The organism is Erythrobacter litoralis HTCC2594 (assembly GCF_000013005.1).
Lineage (GTDB): Bacteria > Pseudomonadota > Alphaproteobacteria > Sphingomonadales > Sphingomonadaceae > Parerythrobacter > Parerythrobacter litoralis_A.
The window spans coordinates 597,245-617,145 of record NC_007722.1; the positions used below are offsets into that span (position 1 = coordinate 597,245).

Consider the following 19,901-nt stretch of genomic DNA (forward strand, 5'->3'; position numbering starts at 1 on the left):
ACCGATGTCAATAAGGTTTCAGGGGGCGCTTGCCGCGACGCGCGGCAGGGTCTAGCTTGCCGCTCCAAACCGGGTCGGGAACAGATACTTACATGGCCACACGCAAACGCCTTTCGCCCGAGGAGTCCAGAGCGACCGCAATACAGGCTGCGCGAGCGCTGCTGATAGAGGCCGGGCCGCAGGCGGTGACGCTCAAGGCGGTCGGCGCGCGGGTCGGGCGCACGCATGCAAACCTGCTGCATCATTTCGGTTCGGCAGCCGGGTTGCAACGCGATCTCGCCGCACATCTGGCGCAGACCGTGTGCGAAAGCGTTGCCGAGGCCGTTCTTGCTACGCGGGCCGGGCTGGGCAGCCCCCGCGAAATCGTCGACATCGCTTTCGACGCTTTCGAGCGCGAGGGCGGCGGCGCACTGGTCAGCTGGATGCTGGCGACCGGCCACGAGGACGCGATCGAGCCTTTTGTGGAAACGATCCACTCGATGGTGGACGACCTCAATCCCGAGGAAGACGGCCACGAAGACGCGATGATCGCGCACCGGGTGACGCACACGGTCGTGCTGCTGGCGCTCGGTCAGTCGCTGATCGGGGAGCCGCTCGCCAAGTCGCTTCGCCTGCCCGACAGCGTGGCGCGCGACATGGCCGAGCGGATCATCGATGAAGATCTCGTCGGCCGCCACCAGTTGGCCGAGGGGAACTGACGCTCTTTGAGCGCCGCCAGAATATTCGTTCGTGCTGAGCTTGTCGAAGCACTGTCCTTCTTTTTGGTTAGCGTCGCACCAGAAGAAAGTGCGGCCCTTCAACAGGCTCAGGGCGAACGGGAGGTATTTTGATAGGGCCTTACCATTTCGGCCTTGAGGTCATTCCTCGAGCGTCACCCAGTCCGGGACATGCTGCGGCGGAATATCGTCAATCCTCAGGTGTGAGATCGCCAATCCAAGATCCTCGTGCCGCGCCTTGATGCGTTTCTCGTCCGCCGTGTCGAGCGGCACCACCACAAGCCGCCGGTTGATCTTCTGCCGCCAGTTCATCCGCGCGGTGTTTTCCTGGCCGACATAGCAGCCTTTGCCGAAGCTCACGCCGTTGAGTTCGACGGCATTGGTTTCCAGCCACAGGATATCGCCCATCTCGGCGCGGCCTTCCGGCACACCCAGCGAGAGGCGGTGTTTGCGCCATGCCTCGTCGGCTGATTCATCCGCGTCCGATACCGGGGCGAGCCAGCGCTGGCCCAGGTCGGCGAGCCGCGGGTCGTTGGCGGCACCATCGCCGATATGCGGCTGCCAGTGCACCGCCACGCTGTCATCGCGTGCGATCTCGATCTTGCGGCGGAGGCGGTAAAGGCTCAATCGCTTGGCAAATTCGTCGGCCAGGTCCGCCTCGCAATCCACCAGCAGCTCGCCCTTTCCGCTCGGCCAGACGATAAAGTCGAACAGAGCCTTGCCCTGCGGCGTCAGGAGCCCGGCATAGGCAGGCAATGTGCCCTTCACATCGTTGGTGACGAGGCCTTGCAGGAAATCCGCGACATCTCCGCTTGCGTCGCTCGGAGAGAGCCGGATGACGGCGCGATCGAACAGGCGGGTCGGCGTGGTTGCTTCTGGCATGGGAGCAAGTTGGCGGTTCGTGCGCTGTAATCAAGATGCGATTCGATTTCGAGCAGGTGGTATTCTCGGGCGGCGGTATCCGCTGCTTCTGGCACGGCGGCTTTTTATCGGTCGCGGGCGATGTCCTGCAGCTCGCGCCCCAGCGCATCAGCGGCGTGTCGGGCGGCGTCCTCTCCGGTGCGGCGTGGGTCGCGGGGCGGGAGAACCGATTGCTCGACGTGATGGGCGAGGCCTTCAAGCGAAACGACGAGAACTTCGACGCGGACAAGAGCAATTTCACCCCGCATCAGGAGATGTACCGGCAGGTCGTCTCGGACACACTCGACGGCGATGCGGTGGACGCCATCTGCGAGGGTCCGGATTTCCAGGCCATGCTGGCCGTTCCACCGCAATGGTTGCCGCCGCGCTTCTTCGTATTGCTTTCCGGATCTGCCTACGGGGCGGAGAAAAAGCTTCGCTCGCGCCCGCATCTCAAATGGGCGCGGCGGATCGGTTTGCAGCCGTTGCGGGTCGATGTGCGGGAGGCTGCGCGCGAGGGCAAGCTGGTCGACCTGATCTGCGCGGCAGCGACGATTCCGCCGGTCTTCGACGTGCCCGAATGGGAAGGGCTGCGCGTGCTCGACGGCGGCATGATCGACAAGGCTCCTCCGCCCGAACCGGACGAGGGCCGCACGCTGTTCCTGATGACCACCCGCTATCGCAACCTGCCGCAGACCGGGCGCTGCCTCTACCTCCAGCCGAGCGCCGAAGTGGCAGCGGACAAGATCGACTTTTCCGACCGCACCAAGCTCGACCGCACCTGGCGGCAGGGCGCACTCGACGGCACGGCTTGGGTAAAAGAGAACGGCTAGGCGAGGCGGCGGTCGATGGCTTCGGCCAGCATCGCGCCGAGCTTCGGCCCTTGCATCGGATAGAGATAGGGCTCGATCAGTTCGGCTTCCATCAGCAGCAATCCCCCGCCATCGCCCCGCACCATATCGATGCGGGCGTAGAGCGGGGTAGCGAAAGGGATCGCATCGACCGCAGCTTGCGCCGCGGCCAGGTCCAGCGCGCCCGGATCGATTGCTTCCTCCGTCCCGCCGTAAACCGATTGGACGCGGTAATCGCCGTGCGCCGGGCGCTTGCGGAGCGCGTGCGAGAAGGTGCCTTCGACGAACAGGAAGGAATATTCGCCGTCGCTTCGAATTTGCGGAATGTAGGACTGGAGCATCGCAGGCTGCGCCATCTGCCAGTCGGGATTGAGCCCGCTCTTGCGGTGGAGCGATTGGCCCTCGGCGCCCGCGCCAATTTGCCGCTTGGCCACGACGGAATCGGTGGCGAAGGCGTCGAAAGCGCGTTCGATATCGGCTGCGCGCGGCTCGGCGACCCACAGCGTCGGGATCGTGGCGACCCCGCTCCCGGCGAGGTCGCGCAGATATATCTTGCAGGCATTCCAGCGGACCGTCGCCGCGCTGTTGCAGACCCGGTGGCCCGCCGCCTCCAGCGCGTCGAGCCTGGCGAGGAATTGCGCTTCACTGTCCTGGTAATCCCACGGCGTGCCGATGAGGATCAGCGGTAGGTCCGCGAATGCCTCGACCGGGCTGCGCCAGTCGATCTCGACCAGCGAATGGCCGCGCACTTCCAGTTCGGGACGGATCGCGTCGACCTGCAAATCGTGCTCATAAGCATCGCTCCGCCGGTCGGGCGAGCCCGGATGCGTACCAGGGCAGGTCAGGAAGCCGATATGCATGCGAGCGCCCTTAGGCGTGCGATTGCCTGCTGGAAAGATGCGGCGTGCCGCACTAGAGCAGCGCGCGATGACCGAGACGCTGACGATCCGCCGCCCCGACGACTGGCACCTCCATTTCCGCGACGGCGCGATGATGCGCGGCGTCGTGCCCTATACCGCGCGCCAGTTCGCCCGCGCGATCGTAATGCCCAACCTGACCCCTCCGGTAACGACGACAGCGCTGGGGGCTGCCTATCGCGAGCGGATCCTCGCTGCCGTGCCGGAGGGCGTTGATTTTAGGCCGCTGATGACCGCCTATCTCACCGACGAAACCGACGCCGACGATCTCATCGACGGTTACACGCACGGCGTGTTTACGGCTGCCAAGCTTTACCCCGCCAATGCCACGACCAATTCTGCGTCGGGCGTGACCGATGTCGAAGCGCTCTATCCGGTGTTCGAGCGGATGGCAGCAGCTGGCATGGTCCTGTGCATTCACGGCGAGGTTACCGACGCCGACGTCGACGTGTTCGACCGCGAGAAAGAGTTCATCGAGCGGACCATGGCACCGCTTCACGCCGCGATCCCGGCGCTCAAGATCGCGTTCGAGCATATCACGACCAGCGATGCGGTCGATTTCGTAGTCGGCGCAAACGACAATATCGGCGCGACCATCACGCCGCAGCACCTGCACATCAACCGTAATGCCATGCTGGTCGGCGGCATCCAGCCGCATAATTACTGCCTGCCGGTCGCCAAGCGCGAGACGCATCGGCTGGCGCTACGCCAGGCGGCGACCTCCGGTCCGCCCAAATTCTTCCTCGGCACCGACAGCGCGCCGCATGAAAAGCACACCAAGGAAAGCGCCTGCGGCTGCGCGGGCATCTTCGGCGCGCCCTATGCGCTGGAGAGCTATCTCGCGGTGTTCGAAGAGGAAGATGCGCTTGATAAGTTCGAAGCCTTCGCCTCGCTCAACGGTCCTGCGTTTTATGGCCTGCCGGTCAATGACGAGACAATCACGCTGGAGCGGGTGCCGCATAATGTGCCCGATTCTCTGGAGACGGAAGGCGGCAAGGTCGTGCCATTCCACGCCGGGCAGGAGCTTAACTGGCGGCTTAAATGAGCTCTCGTGAAACCAGGAATCTCGGAAATAGGCGACCAGCTAGCGGCCTGAGGCCCCCGCCTTCGCGGGGGCTCTGCTCTTCGCCCACATGTCCCACACGAAAATCGCCAAGGCGGTCCAGATGAAGGCGAAACAGATTGCTTGAGCCAAGAGCAATTCCTGCCGGAACACCGTCAGTCCCAGCACGAAAACGATACTGGGCGCGAGGAACTGGATGAAGCCGAGCTGTGAATAGTCCATCCGCTTGGCTGCGACTGCGAACATCAGCAGGGGAATGGCGGTGAACACGCCGCCCATCATGATCCAGAAGCTGAGCCATGGCGTCACGCCGAATGACGATCCGCCCGGCGTTCCTGCATACCATGCGGCGATGCCGCAGGCAGGGAGCAACAGCAGCGCGCTTTCGATGGTGAGGCCAGGCAGCGATCCGACCGGCACCTGCTTCCTGAGCAGGCCGTAGGTCCCGAAGCTGAAGGCGAGGGTGAGGCTGATCCACAACGTCGTCAGCGCGCCCGTTGCCAGCACCGCGACCCCGATCGCTGCCAGACCAACCGCGAGCCATTGCGCGCGCGACAGCTTCTCGCGCAAAACCAGCGTGCCGAGCAGCACGTTCAGCAAAGGATTGATGTAATAGCCCAAACTCGCGGCATAGACCTGCTTTTCGTAGATCGCCCAGGTGTAGACGAACCAGTTGGTCGCGATCAGCGCCGAGCTTCCCAGCAAGACCAGCAGCACCCGCCGATTCCCGAGCGCTGCGCGCAATTCGGGCCATTGCCTGCGCACCAGCACGATCAGCACGCAGACCGGCAGCGTCCAGATGATCCGCCAGCCGACCAGTTCGAATGGCGGCACCGCGCTGACGATGATGAGATAGAGCGGTAGGAAACCCCAGATGATGTAGGCCCCGAGCGCAGCCGGCAGGCCGGAGGGTTGCGGGATAGGGGTCGGGTTCATCCATGGCCCCTAGGCGGATGGAAATGCGCCCGCAAGCAACCTTTCGTCGACGCCAGAATATCGCTTGATCGCAAAATTCGAATCTGACGCGGCTGTTGCAGTCCGTTCAGGAAGTGGCGCGTAAAGATGAACACATCGGACGACGCAAGGTGGAATCGCCCGAACCGCCAAGGCTCATTCGCCAAGAGTTCGAAGGGAATTAGAAATGCAGATGAAGATCAAAGCCGCCGCTCTCGCCATCGCCGCATCGGGCATGGCTGCAACTACGCCCGTCGTCGCTGCGCCTGCCAGCCATGGCGCACCGACGACCTATTCGGCCTTTGCTGCCGAAACGGGCGTGAACGAGACCGCGCAACATCACCGCCGCTGGCACCGCGGCGGCCACGGCAATCGCGGCTACGACGATCGCGGACGCTACGACGATCGCCGCTATTACGACGACCGCCGCTATCGCAACAATGCCTATTACGACGAACCGGTCTATCGCGACACGCGCATCTGGCGCGACCGCCGCGACGGTCAATATTACTGCCGCAAGAAGGACGGCACGACCGGACTTCTGATCGGCGGCGCAGTCGGCGCGCTCGCCGGGCGTGAAATCGCTCGCGACCGGACGCTGGGTGCGATCGTCGGCGGTGCAGCTGGAGCGCTGCTCGGCCGCTCGATCGACCGCGGCAACGCCCGCTGCCGCTAAACGCCCAAGTAAGACCACGCTTACATGCTTCGACCCTTCGGGGTCGCAGCGCGGCACCCCACCAAGCCGCGGGAGGTGCCCTGCATTCGGAATTCCGGGACAGGGCACCTCCAAAAGCGGCGGACAAAACCGAGCTTTCCAAAGGTCGCGCGTTGACGCGGCCTTTACCATGTCCGGCTAGGGCGCAAGGTATGCGCAAAGCGACGCCTCTCGCCGTGTTGACGATCCTCGCTGCCTGCTCGGGCGAGACCGAGGAACCGCCAATCGTGCGCGAGCGCGATCCGGCCACGGTGCAGGCGCTCAACCACCAGATCATGACCGATCCCGATCTTGCCGGCCTCAACGAGGCGAATGCGGCATTGACCGGCGGGTTCGACCATTCCCTTCCCCCCATCGTCGATACGCCCGAGGCGATCGATGCGGCACGCCGGGAAGCCGCCGAAATCGTCGGTGGCAGCAGCAATCTCGCCGATCTCGGCCAGCCCGAAGCCAGCGATGCGAACCTGCCCGAGGTGGCACGTTTCGTCGTGACGGAGCTGGCGCGCGTGACGGTCGGAACGGAGGTCTGCGCGGCGCAGGCAAGCTACACTGCATCCTGGGCCGCCCGGATGCCACAGCAGTTTCCGATCTATCCGCGCGGAAATGTCATCGAAGCGGCAGGAAGCGATGACGCCGCCTGCTCGCTGCGCGCCATTCGCTTTCTCACGCCGGTTCCGCGCGAGGACCTTTTCGCTTTCTATGCGGCGCGGGCCAAAGCCGCGGGGTTACCGGCGCGCTACAGCGAGACGGGCGATTTCCATCGCATGGAAGGTGCGAAGGGGGCGAGAAAATTCGCCGTCGTCGCGCGGCAGCGCGCGTCCGGCATCAGCGAAGTAGGGCTGGTGACGACCGGCTTCGGAAAAGCGGCGACTAGCCTTCCTTGAACCCGACACCGACGCTGGCGCGCGGCTGATCCAGCTCGCTGCTGGCGACCGGATAGGCGCAATAATCCGCCGCGTAATAGGCAGCGGGCCGGTGATTGCCCGATAGGCCGAGCCCGCCGAACGGTGCCTTGGACGAAGCGCCGTTGGTCGGCTGGTTCCAGTTGACGATGCCTGCGCGCACGCTCGCCCAGAAGCGATTGTAATCCTGCGGCGATCCGCCAATCAGCGAGGCAGAGAGGCCGAACCGCGTATTGTTGGCCTCGGCGATCCCGGCTTCGAGATCGGGCACCTTGATCACCTGCAGCAGCGGCCCGAACAATTCGACATCCGGGCGATCGTCCATCGCAGTCGTATCGATGATCGCCGGGCTGAGGAACGGCAGATCATCGTCGGCGCGCGTCATGTGCTTGATCGCCTTGCCGCCATTGGAAAGGAAGTAGAGAAAGCTTTCGACCAGCTGGTCGGCGGCGTCGTTGTCGATCACACAACCCATGAACGGCGCAGGCTCGGCAAAGGGTTCGCCCACGATCAGGCGGTCGGCCAGGCGCTTCACTTCCTCGACGATCGGCTGATACATGCTTTCGGTCACGATCAGCCGCCGCGCCGCGGTGCAACGCTGGCCGGCGGTGGTGAAAGCCGAGCGGACGATCAGGATCGCGGCGTCGGTAACGAGCGGTGTGTCGGTGACGACGATCGGGTTGTTGCCGCCCATTTCCAGCGCGACGATCTTGCCGGGATTGGTCGCCAGCTTCTTGTTGATCGCGATGCCGGCCTGGGCAGAGCCGGTGAACAGCACGCCGTCGACGTCGCGGTGCGCGACCAGCGCCTTGCCCTCTTCCGGGCCGCCGGGCAGGAATTGCGCGACCGCGGCTGAAATGCCCGCCTTGTGAAAGCATTCCATCAGCAATTCGCCGGTCGCCGGGGTTTTTTCGCTCGGCTTGAAGATCACGACGTTGCCCGCGATCAGCGCCGGCACGATGTGTCCGTTGGGAAGGTGGGCGGGGAAATTGTACGGCCCGAGCACCGCCATTACGCCATGCGGCTTGTGGCGCACGGCGGCGGTTCCGCCCAGCGCGCTGTCGAGCTTCTTCTGGCCGGTCCGCTCGGCATAGGCGGTGACGGATATGTCGACCTTGTTGATGACCGCTTCGACCTCGGTGCGCGATTCCCACAGCGGCTTGCCGGTTTCCTTCGAGATCAGTTCGGCGAGCTTGTCGCTGGCGGCGCGGACTTCGTTGGCGAAACGGCGACAAAGTTCGATGCGGGTCGCAAGCGGCTTTGCGGCCCAAGCGGGCCAGGCCTTGCGCGCGATCTCGACGGCTGCATCGACATCTCCGACCTTGCGGCGCCACAATTCTTCACCGGTAGCCGGGTCGAAGGAAATTATCTCGTTCTGACTCAATCTGGTGATCCCACGTGTGCGACCGGCGCACACAACCTCTCTGTCCACTTACGGCAGGGCTTCTAATGGGTTCCGCCGAATGGTCAATCGAAGCCGCGCGCCCGGTCGCGATCAGGTATGGCCCGCCGGCACCGGTGGTTCGCCGTGCGCTGCGCCCATCCGTCGCAGCCGCGCGATCTTGTCGTAAAGCGGTGCCCAGTCGTCGCGCTGTTCGATGGCGGACCAGAGTGTTTCGACCTCGTCTATCAGCATGCTCTCAGGCGCATTTTCACGCCAATAGTCGTGGTCGAGCGCGCCCTCTACCGGTGTGTAACCGGCCATCGCCTCGCCCAGCTCGCCCTCGGCTTCGCGTCCGCCGCGATGGCGATGGAAGAAAGCGCTGGGCTCACACTGCTCTTCGCGCAGGGCTTTCTCGCATGCTGCCACGAGCGCGGCATCTGCGTCCGGCCCCCGAGACTGCAAGCCGAGACGCCAACACCAGCGCCGCCCGATCGCGGCCATGTAAAGCTCGCCGAAGCGGTTGATCGCTGCCAGCAGCGGCTCCGCCTCGACCAGCGCCCGCAGGGCAACGGCGAACTGGCCGCAATTCCAATGCAACGCCTCGGGCTGGCGGCCGAAGGCGTAGAGTCCGGCATGATCGAAATAGGCGGCGGTAAAGCCCGGGTCCCAGGCCGGGAGCCAGCGCCACGGCCCGTAGTCGAAGCTCTCGCCGGTTATGTTCATATTGTCGGTATTGAGGACACCATGGACGAAGCCTGCGACCATGTAGCTCGCCGCGAGGTCGGCCATACGCTCGACGACCTGATGCATGAGCCGGACTGCGGGTTCGTCGCGGCCAGGCGCATCGACGGGCGGGGGCGGGCCGGGGAAATGCTGGAGGCAATAGTCGACCAGCGCCGCCATGTGCGTAGGCTCCTCCTCCACCAGCAGGCGCTGGAAACTGCCGATCCGGATATGCGAATGGCTGAGCCGGACCATCACCGCCGAGCGCGCAGGCGAGGGCTCGTCGCCCCGCTCCAGCTCCTCGCCGGTTTCGACCACGGAGAAGGTCTTAGAGGTGTTTGCGCCCAAGGCTTCGAGCATCTCGGTGGCAAGGATTTCGCGCACCGCGCCCTTGAGTGTGAGCCGCCCATCCGCCGTGCGGCTGTAGGGCGTAACGCCGGAACCCTTGGTGCCTAGGTCGAGCAACCGGCCCTCGCCATCGCGCAATTGTGCGAACAGGAAGCCGCGCCCGTCGCCGATCTCGGGATTGTAAACGCGGAACTGGTGGCCATGATATTTGAGCGCCAGCGGCTCGGGCAGATTGTCGGGAAGCGGTTCGAAGCGCGCGAAGTGCTGCACCCACTCGTCGTCGGACAAGCTGGCAAGCCCCACTGTCTGCGCCCAGCGATCGTTGCGAAAGCGCAGCGTGGCTCGCGGGAAATCGGCCGCGGCGACGGGGGAGGCGAGCCAAACGGCAATCGACTCGATGGCGCGCTCTGGGCGATAGGCGGACGCTTGCGGTTCGGAGCGCATGGCGCGATAGTGAGGGCAGACACGGCCCGGCGCAAGCGTGGCGGGCAAAGCAAACGACGCTAGACCTGCAAATCTTCTCGAAAGCCGCTCCCGCCCGATGACCTCAACCGCCACTGAAACAGCGTGGGCCGATCGCTTCTGGGAAAGCGAGGACGGCCTCACGTTGCACTACCGCGATTATCCCGGCGACGACACGCGCCTGCCGGCGCTGTGCCTGCACGGCCTCACCCGGAACGCCCGCGATTCAGGTGAGCTGGCTGCGCGGATCGCGCCGCAACGCCGGGTGCTGGTGCCCGACATGCGCGGACGCGGGGACAGCGATTATGCCAAGGACAGCGCGAGCTACAATCCGCCGCAATATGTCGCCGATCTGGAGCGCTTGCTGGCCGGGCAAGGCATCGCGCGCTTCATCGCCATAGGCACGTCATTGGGCGGTCTGATGACGATGCTGATGGCGGCAGAAAACGCCACGCGCATCGCCGGTGCGGTGCTCAACGATATCGGCCCGGTGATCGAGGCGGATGGGATCGAGAAGATCCGCACCTATGTCGGGCAGGGGCGCAGTTTCGACACTTGGGTACAGGCCGCCCGCGCGTTGAAGGACGTCCATGGCGAGGCGCATCCGACCTTCCAGCTCGAAGACTGGCTCGCCATGGCCAAGCGGGTGATGGTGCTGGGACAGGGCGGCCGCATCTCGTTCGATTACGACATGGCGGTGGCCGATCCGTTCAATGCGGCAGACAGCAATGCCGCACCGCCCGACATGTGGCCCGCCTTCGAAGCGCTGGCGCAGGCGCCGCTATTGCTGGTGCGCGGCGACCGCTCGAACCTGCTGTCCGCGGCAAGCGTGGCCGAGATGCAGAAGCGTGCGGCCGATATGCAGGTCGTTACCATCGCCGATACCGGTCACGCACCGCTGCTGACCGAACCGCCCGCCCTCGCGGCGATCGACGCTTTCCTGGAGCGGCTCCCGTGAGTCGCCCCGCGAACGCACCGCCGCGCATCCTGCACCTGCATTCGACCTTCGCGCCCGGCGGGAAGGAATTGCGCTGCGTGCAGCTCATCAACGCCTTCGGGCCGGCATTGCACCACGCGATCGTCTCGGCCGAGCCGAACGAAATGGGTGCGGCGCAGCATCTCTCGCAGCGGGCGAAGGTCAGCTATCCGCAGGACTTCCCCTCGCTCACAGGCAAGCCGCTGCCGGGGCGCCTGAACAGGCTGGCGCAGGCGATGAAGCCGTATGACATGGTGCTGACCTATAATTGGGGCGCGATGGACGCAGTCATGGCGCATACCTTGTTCAAGGACGCGCTCGGCCTGCCGCCGCTGATCCATCACGAGGACGGCTTCAACGAAGACGAGCAGAAGAAGCTCAAGTGGAGCCGCAATCTCTATCGCAAACTGGCGCTGGGCAAAGCGAACGGGCTGGTGGTGCCCTCCGAAACGCTCGAGCAGATCGCGCTGGAGACGTGGGAACAGCCGATCGGGCGGGTCAGGCTGATCCCCAACGGCATCGATACCAAGGCGTTCGCGAAAAAACCCAAAAGGGACGCGCTGCGGCGGATCATCAAGCGCCCGGACGAGAAATGGGTGGGCACGCTCGCCGGACTGCGCCCGGTCAAGAACCTGCCCGCGCTGGTGCGCGCCTTTGCGGCATTGCCGGAACCGTGGCAGCTGGTGATCGTGGGCGACGGGCCCGAGGCCGATGCGATCCGGGAGGAGGCAGAGCGGCTGGACCTGTCGCCGCGCGTCCACCTGCCCGGTTTCGCGCCCGATCCGGCGCGCTATATCGGGCTGTTCGATATCTTCGCGCTCAGCTCCCATTCGGAGCAATTCCCGATTTCGGTCGTCGAAGCCATGGCGGCGGGCCTGCCCGTCGCCGCACCGGCGGTCGGCGACATCGCGCATATGGTGGCGGAGGAGAACGCCGGGCTGATCACGCGTCCCGGCTCCGACGCCGAGCTGGGCGAGGCATTGCGCGAGCTGGCGCAGGACGAAGCCAAGCGCAAGATCATCGGGGCGGCCAACCAGGCCAAGGCACGTGAACATTTCGACCAGAAGGCGATGATCGCCACCTATCGCCGCCTCTATTCGAGCGCTCTGGGGCAAGAGATCGCGGGCTAGGCCGCAATCGGGCACGGGCAAGTTTCACCCTGCGTTCACGCAGCCCCGTGTTGATTTGCCAGTGCCGCAATCCTAAAGACCCGCGCAACCAACTTTTCCCGGATAGAGAGACAAGCCCGCCGTGGCGCTACCACCAGCCAATACCCCTCCGGCCACACCCAAACCGGAAGACGAGAAGAAGGCCCGCCTGAAAGCGGCGCAGGACGAAGCGGCGCTGCGCGAAATCGACGAGGCAGTGCGGCAGGATCAATATGCAGAGTTCGGTCGCACCTATGGTCGCCCGTTATTGGTTCTGCTGGTCGTGGGGCTCGCCGCATTCGGCGGCTATCTGTGGTGGGACGGCCAGCGCGAAGCGGCGCTGGAGCAGGACAGCGAGGTTCTGGTGTCCGCGCTCGACCAGATCGAGGCGGGCAACTTGCAGACCGGCACGGAAACGCTCGAGCCGCTGACGACCAGCGACAATGCCGGCGCGCAGGCCGCCGCACTGATGCTGCAGGCCGGCATCGCTGCGCAACAGGGGGATTTGGCCCGCGCGGCAACGCTGTTCGGACAGGTCGCAAACAATTCCGATGCCCCGCCCGCCTATCGCGATCTTGCGACGGTGCGGCAGGTGGCACTGCAGTTCGACCGGCTCGAGCCTGCGGAAGTCATCCAGCGCCTCAGCGCGATCGCCGTGCCCGACAACGCTTTCTTCGGCAGCGCGGGCGAACTCGTCGCCATGGCGCATCTCGAAAAGGGCGACCGCGCCGCAGCAGGCAAGCTGTTCGGTGAAATCGCCAAGAGCGACGATGCGCCGCAGTCGCTGCGGTCGCGCGCACGCCAGATGGCGGGCATGCTCGGCGTGGATGCAATCGAAGATGTTGACGAAGTGCTCGAAGAGGCAGGCGCGGATACCTCCGCCACCTCGGTACAGGGCACCGGGGTCGCCCAGTAACTTACGAACAACGCATGGGCACGACAGGTTTGGACAGGAAGAATTCGATGATGGCGACGAAGCGCGGATTTGCGCAAGATTTTGCGCACAGACTGATGCTGAAAGCCGGTGCGGCAGCAATGCTGGCCCTTTCTGTTGGCGCATGCAGCGGCGGCCTGTTCGGCGGCGGTGACGACGATACGACGCCGACGCTGGGCAACCGCGTACCGGTCCTCTCCCGGATCGAGACCGGTGCGCAGGTCGATCCTTCGCTCGCAGGCACTGCCGTCGTGCTGCCCCCGGCGCAGGTCAATAGCGAATGGACCATGGCCGGCGGCAATGCGGCCAAGAGCTACGGCCATCTCGCCATTTCCGACAATCCGACCCGCGCCTGGAGCGCTGAGATTGCCGGGGCCAGCAATCGGCTGCGGTTTGGCGCCGCCCCGGTCGTCGGTGGCGGTTCGCTCTTCGCGGTCGACACCGATGGGGTGGTCCATGCCTTCGATGCAACCAGCGGCGCGCGTCGCTGGCAGCACCGCCTGGACGTCGACAAGGACGCGCGCAAATCCGCCTTCGGCGGCGGCGCAGCCTATGCCGGCGGACGAGTCTATGCCACCAACGGCGTTGGCGAAGTCGTCGCTCTCAATGCCGAAAACGGCGCGGAGCTCTGGAAGGTCAAGCCGGCCGGGCCGCTGCGCGGATCGCCGACGCTCGCCTTCAATCTCGTCATCGTGATGACGCAGGACAACCAGGTCATTGCACTCGATGCCAATGATGGGGCTATCGAGTGGCAGGAATCGGGGTCGCAGGCGCAGTCCGGCCTGTTCGGTGTCGCTTCGCCCGCCGCCGCGCAGGGTTCCGTGATCGCCGGATACAGCTCGGGCGAGCTGAGCGCCTATCGTTACGAGAATGGCCGCACCTTGTGGGCCGATGCGTTGGCGCGCACGTCGATTTCGACCTCGGTCGGATCGCTGACCGATATCGACGCCGATCCGATCATCGACGGCGGCCGCGTCTATGCGCTCGGGCAGGGCGGTCGCATGGCGGCTTACGAGCTGGTGACCGGCCAGCGCGTGTGGGAGCTGAACCTAGCAGGCGTTTCGACCCCGGCGATCGCCGGTGAGTGGATCTTTACCCTGACCGACGATGCCCGCATGCTGGCCATCGCGCGCGGCACGGGCCGGGTGCGCTGGATCACCCAGCTCGCCCGCTTCAAGGACGAGGAAGACCGTGACGGCCCGATCTTCTGGACCGGCCCGGTGCTGGCGGGCAATTCGCTCTACGTCGCGAGTTCGGAAGGCGAAATCTGGCGCTTGAGCACCGGCGAAGGCAGCGCGCAGCTGTTCCAGGATATCAAGGAGCCGGTCAGCGTGCCGCCCATCGTCGCCAACCGGACGCTCTATATCCTCGACGACAGCGGGACGATCCACGCTTACCGGTAGGGATTAATTGCTCGGCGGCGTGCTGGCCCAAAGCGGCACAGCGCCCGCGCTTCTTACGCGCAATTTAACCGTTTGCGTCTAGATGCGTGTGCATGCGCGCACGCACTCCCTCCGCTGCCCTTCCGGCGAGCGACGTATCCTCTGGCGTCGGCCTGGCAGGATTGCTGGGTCTGGCGCTGTGGATCCTGTTCTGCCGCAACTATGTGCCGATTGCCGATGCGCTCGGGATCCCGGGGCCGCGCGGTCCGCTGTCCGGACCCTATGCCTCGCTCGCGGCCATGCTGTTCACATCCGTGCCGATGGTCGTCTGGTCGCTGCTGGTGGACAAGGTCCACCTGCGCCCCTCGACCGGGATCGACTGGAGCAATCCGAAGCCCGCTTCGGAGATCATGCATATCTCGACCGTCAAGATCGCCGGCATCTGGGCGACCTGGGCGATCATTGCCGGGCTCTATTGCCTCGGGCGCTGGTACTGGAACGGGCAGTATCTCTTCGCGATGGAAGTGCTGATCCAAGCGCTGGTACCGATGCTGATGCTGTCGGTGCCCTATATCGTCTGGCTCGACCGCCGCATGGTGGAGCCGCGCGACCACGCCTGGCACTTCGGCGCGATGCTTCTGGGGCGCGAGGCTTATGATCCGGACGAAGTGAAGAAGCACTGGCGGGCCTGGATCATCAAGGGCTTCTTCGGCGCTTTCATGATCTCGATCCTGCCAGGCGGTTTCCAGCAGATCGTGGAGGCCGATCTCTCCGCGCTGGCGGCCAATCCGGCGGCCTTCGCCCTGTTCCTCATCACGCTGTTGTTCGTGGTCGATGTGCAGATCGGCACGGTCGGCTATCTCGTTACTTTCCGCCCGCTCGATGCGCATATCCGCAGCGGCAACCCGTTTCTCGGCGGCTGGGTCGCGGCGCTGCTGTGCTATCCGCCTTTCGTGTTCGGCTTCATGGGCGGTGACGGTATCCTTGCCTATGAAGTCAACACGCCGGGATGGCAGCACTGGTTCGCCGGCAACACATTCCTGCTGAGCCTGTGGGGCGGCTGGCTGGTGTTCCTGACCGCGGTCTATGCCTGGGCTACGGTGGTGTTCGGCATCCGCTTTTCGAACCTCACCTATCGCGGCGTCCTGACTAATGGCCCGTATCGCTTCACGCGCCACCCGGCCTATCTCAGCAAGAACCTGTTCTGGTGGTCGGCGACCCTGCCGTTTCTCGTCAGCGCCGACGGTTCGCTCGTCGACATGATCCGCAACATCTTCTTCCTCGGCGTCGTCAGCGCGATCTATTACTGGCGCGCCAAGACCGAAGAGGCGCACTTGCTCGGCGAAGACCCTAAGTATCGCGCCTATTTCGACTGGATGGGCGAACACGGCCTGATCACCGAGCCACTGACGCGATTGAAGCGCAAGCTACGGCCACGCGGGCCTGTTTTGCAGCACCCGGCGGAGTAGCGCTCGGGCGGCGCGGGGCAATTCCTGACATCCCGCCAACGAGCCATTTGCGGACCTGCCATAGATCGCATCGATTCACCAAGGGCCGACACATGAATGCGATTTCACGCCTGGCGGTCAGGGATAATGATCCACCGCGCCATCGCAATTGTTGTCGATCCCGTCGGTAAAATCTTCCGGCTTGGTAGGACGAATTTCGGGATCGCTATCATTGCAGTCACGTCCTTTCATCGGGCTGCTCCGATTGCCGAACGCCGGATTTGAGATAGTCCAGTCAATGAAACCGTCACCGTCACGATCGAGCGTGCCGATGGTACGCGGATCGCAATCCTCATCCGCCTGATTGGGTATCTCGGTGTTGCCGGGATAGCGCGATGCGTCATTGTCATCGCAATCGGTGCCACCGGCTGAATAGGGCGAGAAGCCATCCCCGTCGCTATCCACCTTGGCAGCCGCTGGTGCTGCGGCGGCGTTGGCGAGCACGTCGAGCCTGTGCCTCGTCACACGCGAGCCGGGGCCGCGCACAACCACCATGACCGGTTGGGAGATAAACTGGGCATAGCCTTCTTTCGCACGGTCATACTTGTCGACCCTCAGCTCGTAGAAATGACGGCTGGCGGGGGCCGCATTTGCAAGAGCGGCAACAGCCGCGCTGTATTTCGCAAAATCGATCCTGCATTTGGCGTGGCGATCGTCGGTTCGTGGAGCGCGGCTTCCGTCGAAGGACGTTTCGGTCCAACCGCACTTGCCTTTGCGTTCGACGATGATCTCGGAGGCAGGCTGGCCCGCGATGTCAGGCACGATGAAGCGGACCCGATAATCCCCCTGGCGCGTATTGTCGAAGTCCATGATCCTGATGCCGGGGCGCAGCACATTGGTATTCGCGGTCGCGACTTGCTTCTGCGCTGTTGCCGATGGCCTGGCCTGCACTCTCGGGACCGGTTTGACGGGTACGCGTATCTGCGTCTTCGGATCGACTTGCGGCATAGTGCGCGGAGAGCTCTGGGCTGACAGGGCCGAGGGAGCCATGGCCAGACCGGCGCCAAGCGCAAGCGCGGCAGCTATACGGGGGGCGGGAACAGACATTGTGCATCTCCTCGCGAGAAGCATCGCTATACCACGGCAGGCTTGGCGCCTCAAATTCACCGGCTTCCCGTAGGGGAGATCGACTTACCGACCCGCACGCAAAACCGGTGCAGCCGAATGCGCCCGTGTATGGTTTCACTTGACGGCTGCTTCCCGCCTCGCTCCCTGCGATGAAGGGCGGAGTAGGGCTGCTTACAGCGGCTGACCCTCATCCGTTTCGTAAACGCGCAAGTCGCGCGTGACAGGCGGGTTCGCGGCCATCACCTTCTGGAACTCGGCCATATGGGCGCTTTGCCCGTGGGCGGCTAGCGCTTCCTGGTCGCGCCAGCGTTCGTAGATGACGAGGCTGTCGGGATCGGAGAGGTCCTGCGCAAAGGTGTAGGTCAGGCAGCCGTCTTCGGCGCGGCTGGCGGCGACCATCGTCTTGATCGCTTCGACCGTGTCCGGATTGTCGGCAACCGTGCCGGGGGCCAGTTGAATCGTGCCGTTGATCTGGATCATGTGTCCTCTCCCTCGATCGGCTGTGCGTGCGTCAGAAACTGTATTTGTAGACCCGCTTGATATCGCCGCCCCATTCGCCGTGATACATGTCGAGCAGGCGCTGCGCCGGGACCTTGCCGGTCTCGACGATCTCGTCGAGCGTCGAGAGGAAGCCGGTTTCGTTGTCGCCGCTTTCGCCGAGGCGGGCGCGGGCGGTGAGGCCCTGGCGGGCGATTTTCAGCACGTCTCGGGCGAGGTCCTGCAAGCGATGCCCTCCCGGGATGGGTGCGTCGAGCGCGAGCCTGGGCACCGCATTACGCAGCGCTTCGCGCTCTTCCATCGACCAGTCCTTGACGAGGTCCCAAGCGGCGTCGAGCGCGGAATCGTCGTAGAGCAGGCCGACCCAGAGGGCAGGCAGGGCGCAGATGCGGCTCCAGGGCCCGCCGTCTGCGCCGCGCATTTCGAGAAAGCTTTTGAGGCGCACTTCGGGGAAGGCGGTGCTGAGGTGATCCCACCAGTCGCTTGGCCGCGGTTTTTCGCCGGGAAGGACGGACAGCTTCCCGTCCAGAAAATCGCGGAAGCTGTGGCCCGCTGCGTCGATATATTTGCCGTCGCGATAGACGAAATACATCGGCACATCGAGCATGTAGTCGGTCCAGCGCTCATAGCCGAAGCCATCCTCGAACACGAAAGGCAGCATGCCGGTGCGATGCGGATCGGTGTCCGACCAGATATGGCTGCGATAGCTGAGGAAGTCGTTGGGCTTGCCCTCGGTGAAAGGAGAGTTGGCGAACAGCGCGGTGGCGAGCGGTTGCAGTGCGAGGCTCGTGCGAAATTTCTTCGCCATATCGGCTTCGCTGGAATAGTCGAGATTGACCTGGATGGTGCAGGTGCGCAGCATCATGTCGAGACCGAGGCTGCCGACGCGCGGCATGTGCCGCATCATGATGTCATAGCGTCCCTTGGGCATGACCGGCAGCTCTTCGCGGGTCTTGTCGGGCCACATGCCGAGGCCGAGGAAGCCGACGCCGCATTTCTCGCCGATCGCCTTGACCTGCGTCAGGTGGCGGCCGGTTTCGTTGCAGGTCTGGTGCAGGTTTTCGAGCGGCGCGCCGCTGAGCTCGAGCTGCCCGGCAGGCTCGAGACTGACCGCCCCGTCCTCGCCCTTGAGTGCGATGACCTTTCCATCCTCCTCGACCGGCTGCCAGCCGAACTGCTGCATTTCCAGCAGGATATCGCGGATACCTCCGTCTTCGTCGTAGGAAGGCGCGCGGAATCCGTCGCGTTTGTAGACGAGCTTCTCGTGTTCGGTACCGATGCGCCAGCGGTCTTTCGGTTTCTCGCCCGCCTGCATCGGCGCCACCAACTGGTCGCGCGATTCGATGATCGGCTCGTCGGCCCCGCTATCCTCCCGCGTGCTCATAATTCAGCGCGTTAGGCGGCGGATTTGCCGAGGCCAAGAAAAATCGGTTTTCCGATGCAACGCCTAATCTTTTGCCGGACAGCCCACCCCACTGCGACTAGCGAGCGAGCTCGCAAGTCTCGCTCCCCTCCCGCAAGCGGGAGGGGCGGTGAAGCTTGGCGAACCGACAGGTGAGCCTAGCTGCAACGGGGTGGGCAATCAGGCGTCCCAGTCACCGACGGTGCCCATCCATAGCGCGGTGGCGGCGATGGCCGCGGTCTCGCCGCGCAGGATGCGCGGGCCGAGCGTGATGGCGCGGGCCTGCGGGTGTGCGCGGATGGCCTTGCGCTCGGCATCGTCGAAGCCGCCTTCGGGTCCGATGAGCAGAGCGGCGCCCCCGCGAAGGCGGGGGCCTCGAGCCGCTTGGTCGTCGAGGTGTGGGTCTTTACCTGCCTGAGGTCCCTGCCTTCGCAGGGACTCGCTGTAGGTAACAAATGCCTCGCCCGCCGGCGCTCCGCCCAGTTCGTCGGCGAAGAACAGCGCACGATCCTCCGGCCAGTCGCGCAAGAGCGAATCCAGCTTCACCGGTTCGGCCAGTTCGGGCAGCGCGGTGCGCGCGCATTGCTCGGCCGCTTCGGTGACGATGGCGCGCGCGCGTTCGGCATTGAGCTTGTCGGCGACGCAGCGGCGGGTGACGACCGGGCGGATCGCGCGGACACCGAGCTCGGTGGCTTTCTCCAGCACCAGGTCGAAGCGGTCTTTCTTGAGCAGGGCAGGACAGAGCCAGAAATCGGGCACCTGCTCGCGCTCGCGCAGCTTTTCGACCGGCTCCAGCGTGACAATGCGTTTTTCGACGTCGGTGACCTTGCAGGCCCATTCCCCGGTCGCGTCGTCGCACAGGATCACCGCGTCGCCCGCGCTTACCCGCATGACCTTGCCGAGATAATGCGCGGCATTGCCGTCGACGGTGACAGCTGTGCCCGCCGCGATGGGTTCGGGCACGAACAGGCGTGGAGCGGAGCGGGGTGGCCAGGCTGGGGTGGCGGGCATGGAGGGCGCTTAACCACATCCGTCATCCCAGCGGAAGCT

At 64.6% G+C, this 19,901-nt stretch carries 19 protein-coding genes; 10 read left to right on the plus strand and 9 right to left on the minus strand.

All coding sequences use genetic code 11. The features are described from left to right. Window positions 1-92: 92 nt before the first annotated feature. Entirely contained in the window at window positions 93-698 is a 606-nt protein-coding gene (locus tag EL2594_RS02795; RefSeq protein WP_011413534.1) for a TetR/AcrR family transcriptional regulator, read from the plus strand. Window positions 699-857: 159 nt separating this feature from the next. On the opposite strand, the gene EL2594_RS02800 is transcribed toward EL2594_RS02795, so the two are convergent. Beyond that, entirely contained in the window at window positions 858-1,598 is a 741-nt protein-coding gene (locus EL2594_RS02800) for a YgfZ/GcvT domain-containing protein (protein WP_011413535.1), read from the minus strand. 35 nt (window positions 1,599-1,633) lie between these two features. Here EL2594_RS02800 and EL2594_RS02805 point away from each other — a divergent pair, with 35 nt between their 5' ends. Further along, the gene (locus tag EL2594_RS02805; protein WP_011413536.1) at window positions 1,634-2,449 is read left to right on the plus strand and encodes a patatin-like phospholipase family protein; all 816 of its coding nucleotides are present in this window, start codon (window positions 1,634-1,636) and stop codon (window positions 2,447-2,449) included. Here EL2594_RS02805 and EL2594_RS02810 read toward each other — a convergent pair. Next, complete coding sequence (locus EL2594_RS02810) at window positions 2,446-3,327, minus strand: ATP-grasp domain-containing protein (protein ID WP_011413537.1); 882 nt, start codon at window positions 3,325-3,327, stop codon at window positions 2,446-2,448. The genes EL2594_RS02805 and EL2594_RS02810 overlap by 4 nt on opposite strands. Before the next feature lie 67 nt (window positions 3,328-3,394). Here EL2594_RS02810 and pyrC point away from each other — a divergent pair, with 67 nt between their 5' ends. Next, window positions 3,395-4,429 (plus strand): dihydroorotase, encoded by a 1,035-nt coding sequence (gene pyrC / locus EL2594_RS02815; protein WP_011413538.1) that lies wholly within the window; start codon window positions 3,395-3,397, stop codon window positions 4,427-4,429. Window positions 4,430-4,468: 39 nt separating this feature from the next. Here the strand turns inward: pyrC and rarD are convergent, their stop codons facing one another. After that, window positions 4,469-5,383, minus strand: a complete 915-nt coding sequence (gene rarD / locus EL2594_RS02820) for an EamA family transporter RarD (protein ID WP_011413539.1) — start codon at window positions 5,381-5,383, stop codon at window positions 4,469-4,471. A gap of 205 nt (window positions 5,384-5,588) precedes the next feature. On the opposite strand from rarD, the gene EL2594_RS02825 reads away from it, so the two are divergent. Both EL2594_RS02825 and EL2594_RS02830 read left to right on the plus strand, forming a co-directional pair. Continuing rightward, window positions 5,589-6,077 (plus strand): glycine zipper 2TM domain-containing protein, encoded by a 489-nt coding sequence (locus tag EL2594_RS02825; protein WP_011413540.1) that lies wholly within the window; start codon window positions 5,589-5,591, stop codon window positions 6,075-6,077. Between the two features lie 191 nt (window positions 6,078-6,268). Further along, window positions 6,269-7,000 carry a hypothetical protein gene (locus EL2594_RS02830; protein WP_011413541.1) on the plus strand — a complete coding sequence of 244 codons (732 nt, stop codon included), beginning with the start codon at window positions 6,269-6,271 and terminating at the stop codon, window positions 6,998-7,000. Here EL2594_RS02830 and astD read toward each other — a convergent pair. Both astD and EL2594_RS02840 read right to left on the minus strand, forming a co-directional pair. Then, window positions 6,987-8,402, minus strand: a complete 1,416-nt coding sequence (astD, locus tag EL2594_RS02835; RefSeq protein WP_011413542.1) for a succinylglutamate-semialdehyde dehydrogenase — start codon at window positions 8,400-8,402, stop codon at window positions 6,987-6,989. The genes EL2594_RS02830 and astD overlap by 14 nt on opposite strands. 111 nt (window positions 8,403-8,513) lie before the next feature. Continuing rightward, complete coding sequence (locus EL2594_RS02840) at window positions 8,514-9,917, minus strand: protein adenylyltransferase SelO (protein WP_011413543.1); 1,404 nt, start codon at window positions 9,915-9,917, stop codon at window positions 8,514-8,516. Window positions 9,918-10,014: 97 nt separating this feature from the next. Between EL2594_RS02840 and EL2594_RS02845 the strand changes: the two genes are divergently transcribed. From EL2594_RS02845 to EL2594_RS02865, 5 genes are all read left to right on the plus strand, one after another. Next, on the plus strand, window positions 10,015-10,893 hold the full coding sequence (locus EL2594_RS02845) for an alpha/beta fold hydrolase (RefSeq protein ID WP_011413544.1): 879 nt from the start codon (window positions 10,015-10,017) through the stop codon (window positions 10,891-10,893). Beyond that, a complete protein-coding gene (locus EL2594_RS02850; RefSeq protein WP_011413545.1) occupies window positions 10,890-12,041 on the plus strand; it encodes a glycosyltransferase family 4 protein in 1,152 nt (383 codons plus the stop codon). The genes EL2594_RS02845 and EL2594_RS02850 overlap by 4 nt, the downstream gene beginning before the upstream one ends. A gap of 121 nt (window positions 12,042-12,162) precedes the next feature. Continuing rightward, complete coding sequence (locus EL2594_RS02855) at window positions 12,163-12,975, plus strand: tetratricopeptide repeat protein (RefSeq protein ID WP_011413546.1); 813 nt, start codon at window positions 12,163-12,165, stop codon at window positions 12,973-12,975. Window positions 12,976-13,070: 95 nt separating this feature from the next. Continuing rightward, window positions 13,071-14,396, plus strand: coding sequence for a PQQ-binding-like beta-propeller repeat protein (locus EL2594_RS02860; protein ID WP_041685604.1), 1,326 nt, complete (start codon window positions 13,071-13,073; stop codon window positions 14,394-14,396). A gap of 92 nt (window positions 14,397-14,488) precedes the next feature. Then, window positions 14,489-15,844 (plus strand): methyltransferase family protein, encoded by a 1,356-nt coding sequence (locus tag EL2594_RS02865; protein WP_041685013.1) that lies wholly within the window; start codon window positions 14,489-14,491, stop codon window positions 15,842-15,844. 117 nt (window positions 15,845-15,961) lie between these two features. On the opposite strand, the gene EL2594_RS14830 is transcribed toward EL2594_RS02865, so the two are convergent. From EL2594_RS14830 to EL2594_RS02885, 4 genes are all read right to left on the minus strand, one after another. Continuing rightward, a complete protein-coding gene (locus EL2594_RS14830) occupies window positions 15,962-16,930 on the minus strand; it encodes a putative metal-binding motif-containing protein (protein ID WP_196793220.1) in 969 nt (322 codons plus the stop codon). Window positions 16,931-17,122: 192 nt separating this feature from the next. After that, on the minus strand, window positions 17,123-17,431 hold the full coding sequence (locus tag EL2594_RS02875; RefSeq protein ID WP_011413550.1) for a putative quinol monooxygenase: 309 nt from the start codon (window positions 17,429-17,431) through the stop codon (window positions 17,123-17,125). A gap of 31 nt (window positions 17,432-17,462) precedes the next feature. Continuing rightward, window positions 17,463-18,833 carry a glutamate--cysteine ligase gene (locus EL2594_RS02880; RefSeq protein ID WP_011413551.1) on the minus strand — a complete coding sequence of 457 codons (1,371 nt, stop codon included), beginning with the start codon at window positions 18,831-18,833 and terminating at the stop codon, window positions 17,463-17,465. A gap of 198 nt (window positions 18,834-19,031) precedes the next feature. Continuing rightward, window positions 19,032-19,862 (minus strand): 16S rRNA (uracil(1498)-N(3))-methyltransferase, encoded by an 831-nt coding sequence (locus EL2594_RS02885; protein ID WP_011413552.1) that lies wholly within the window; start codon window positions 19,860-19,862, stop codon window positions 19,032-19,034. Window positions 19,863-19,901: the final 39 nt, after the last annotated feature.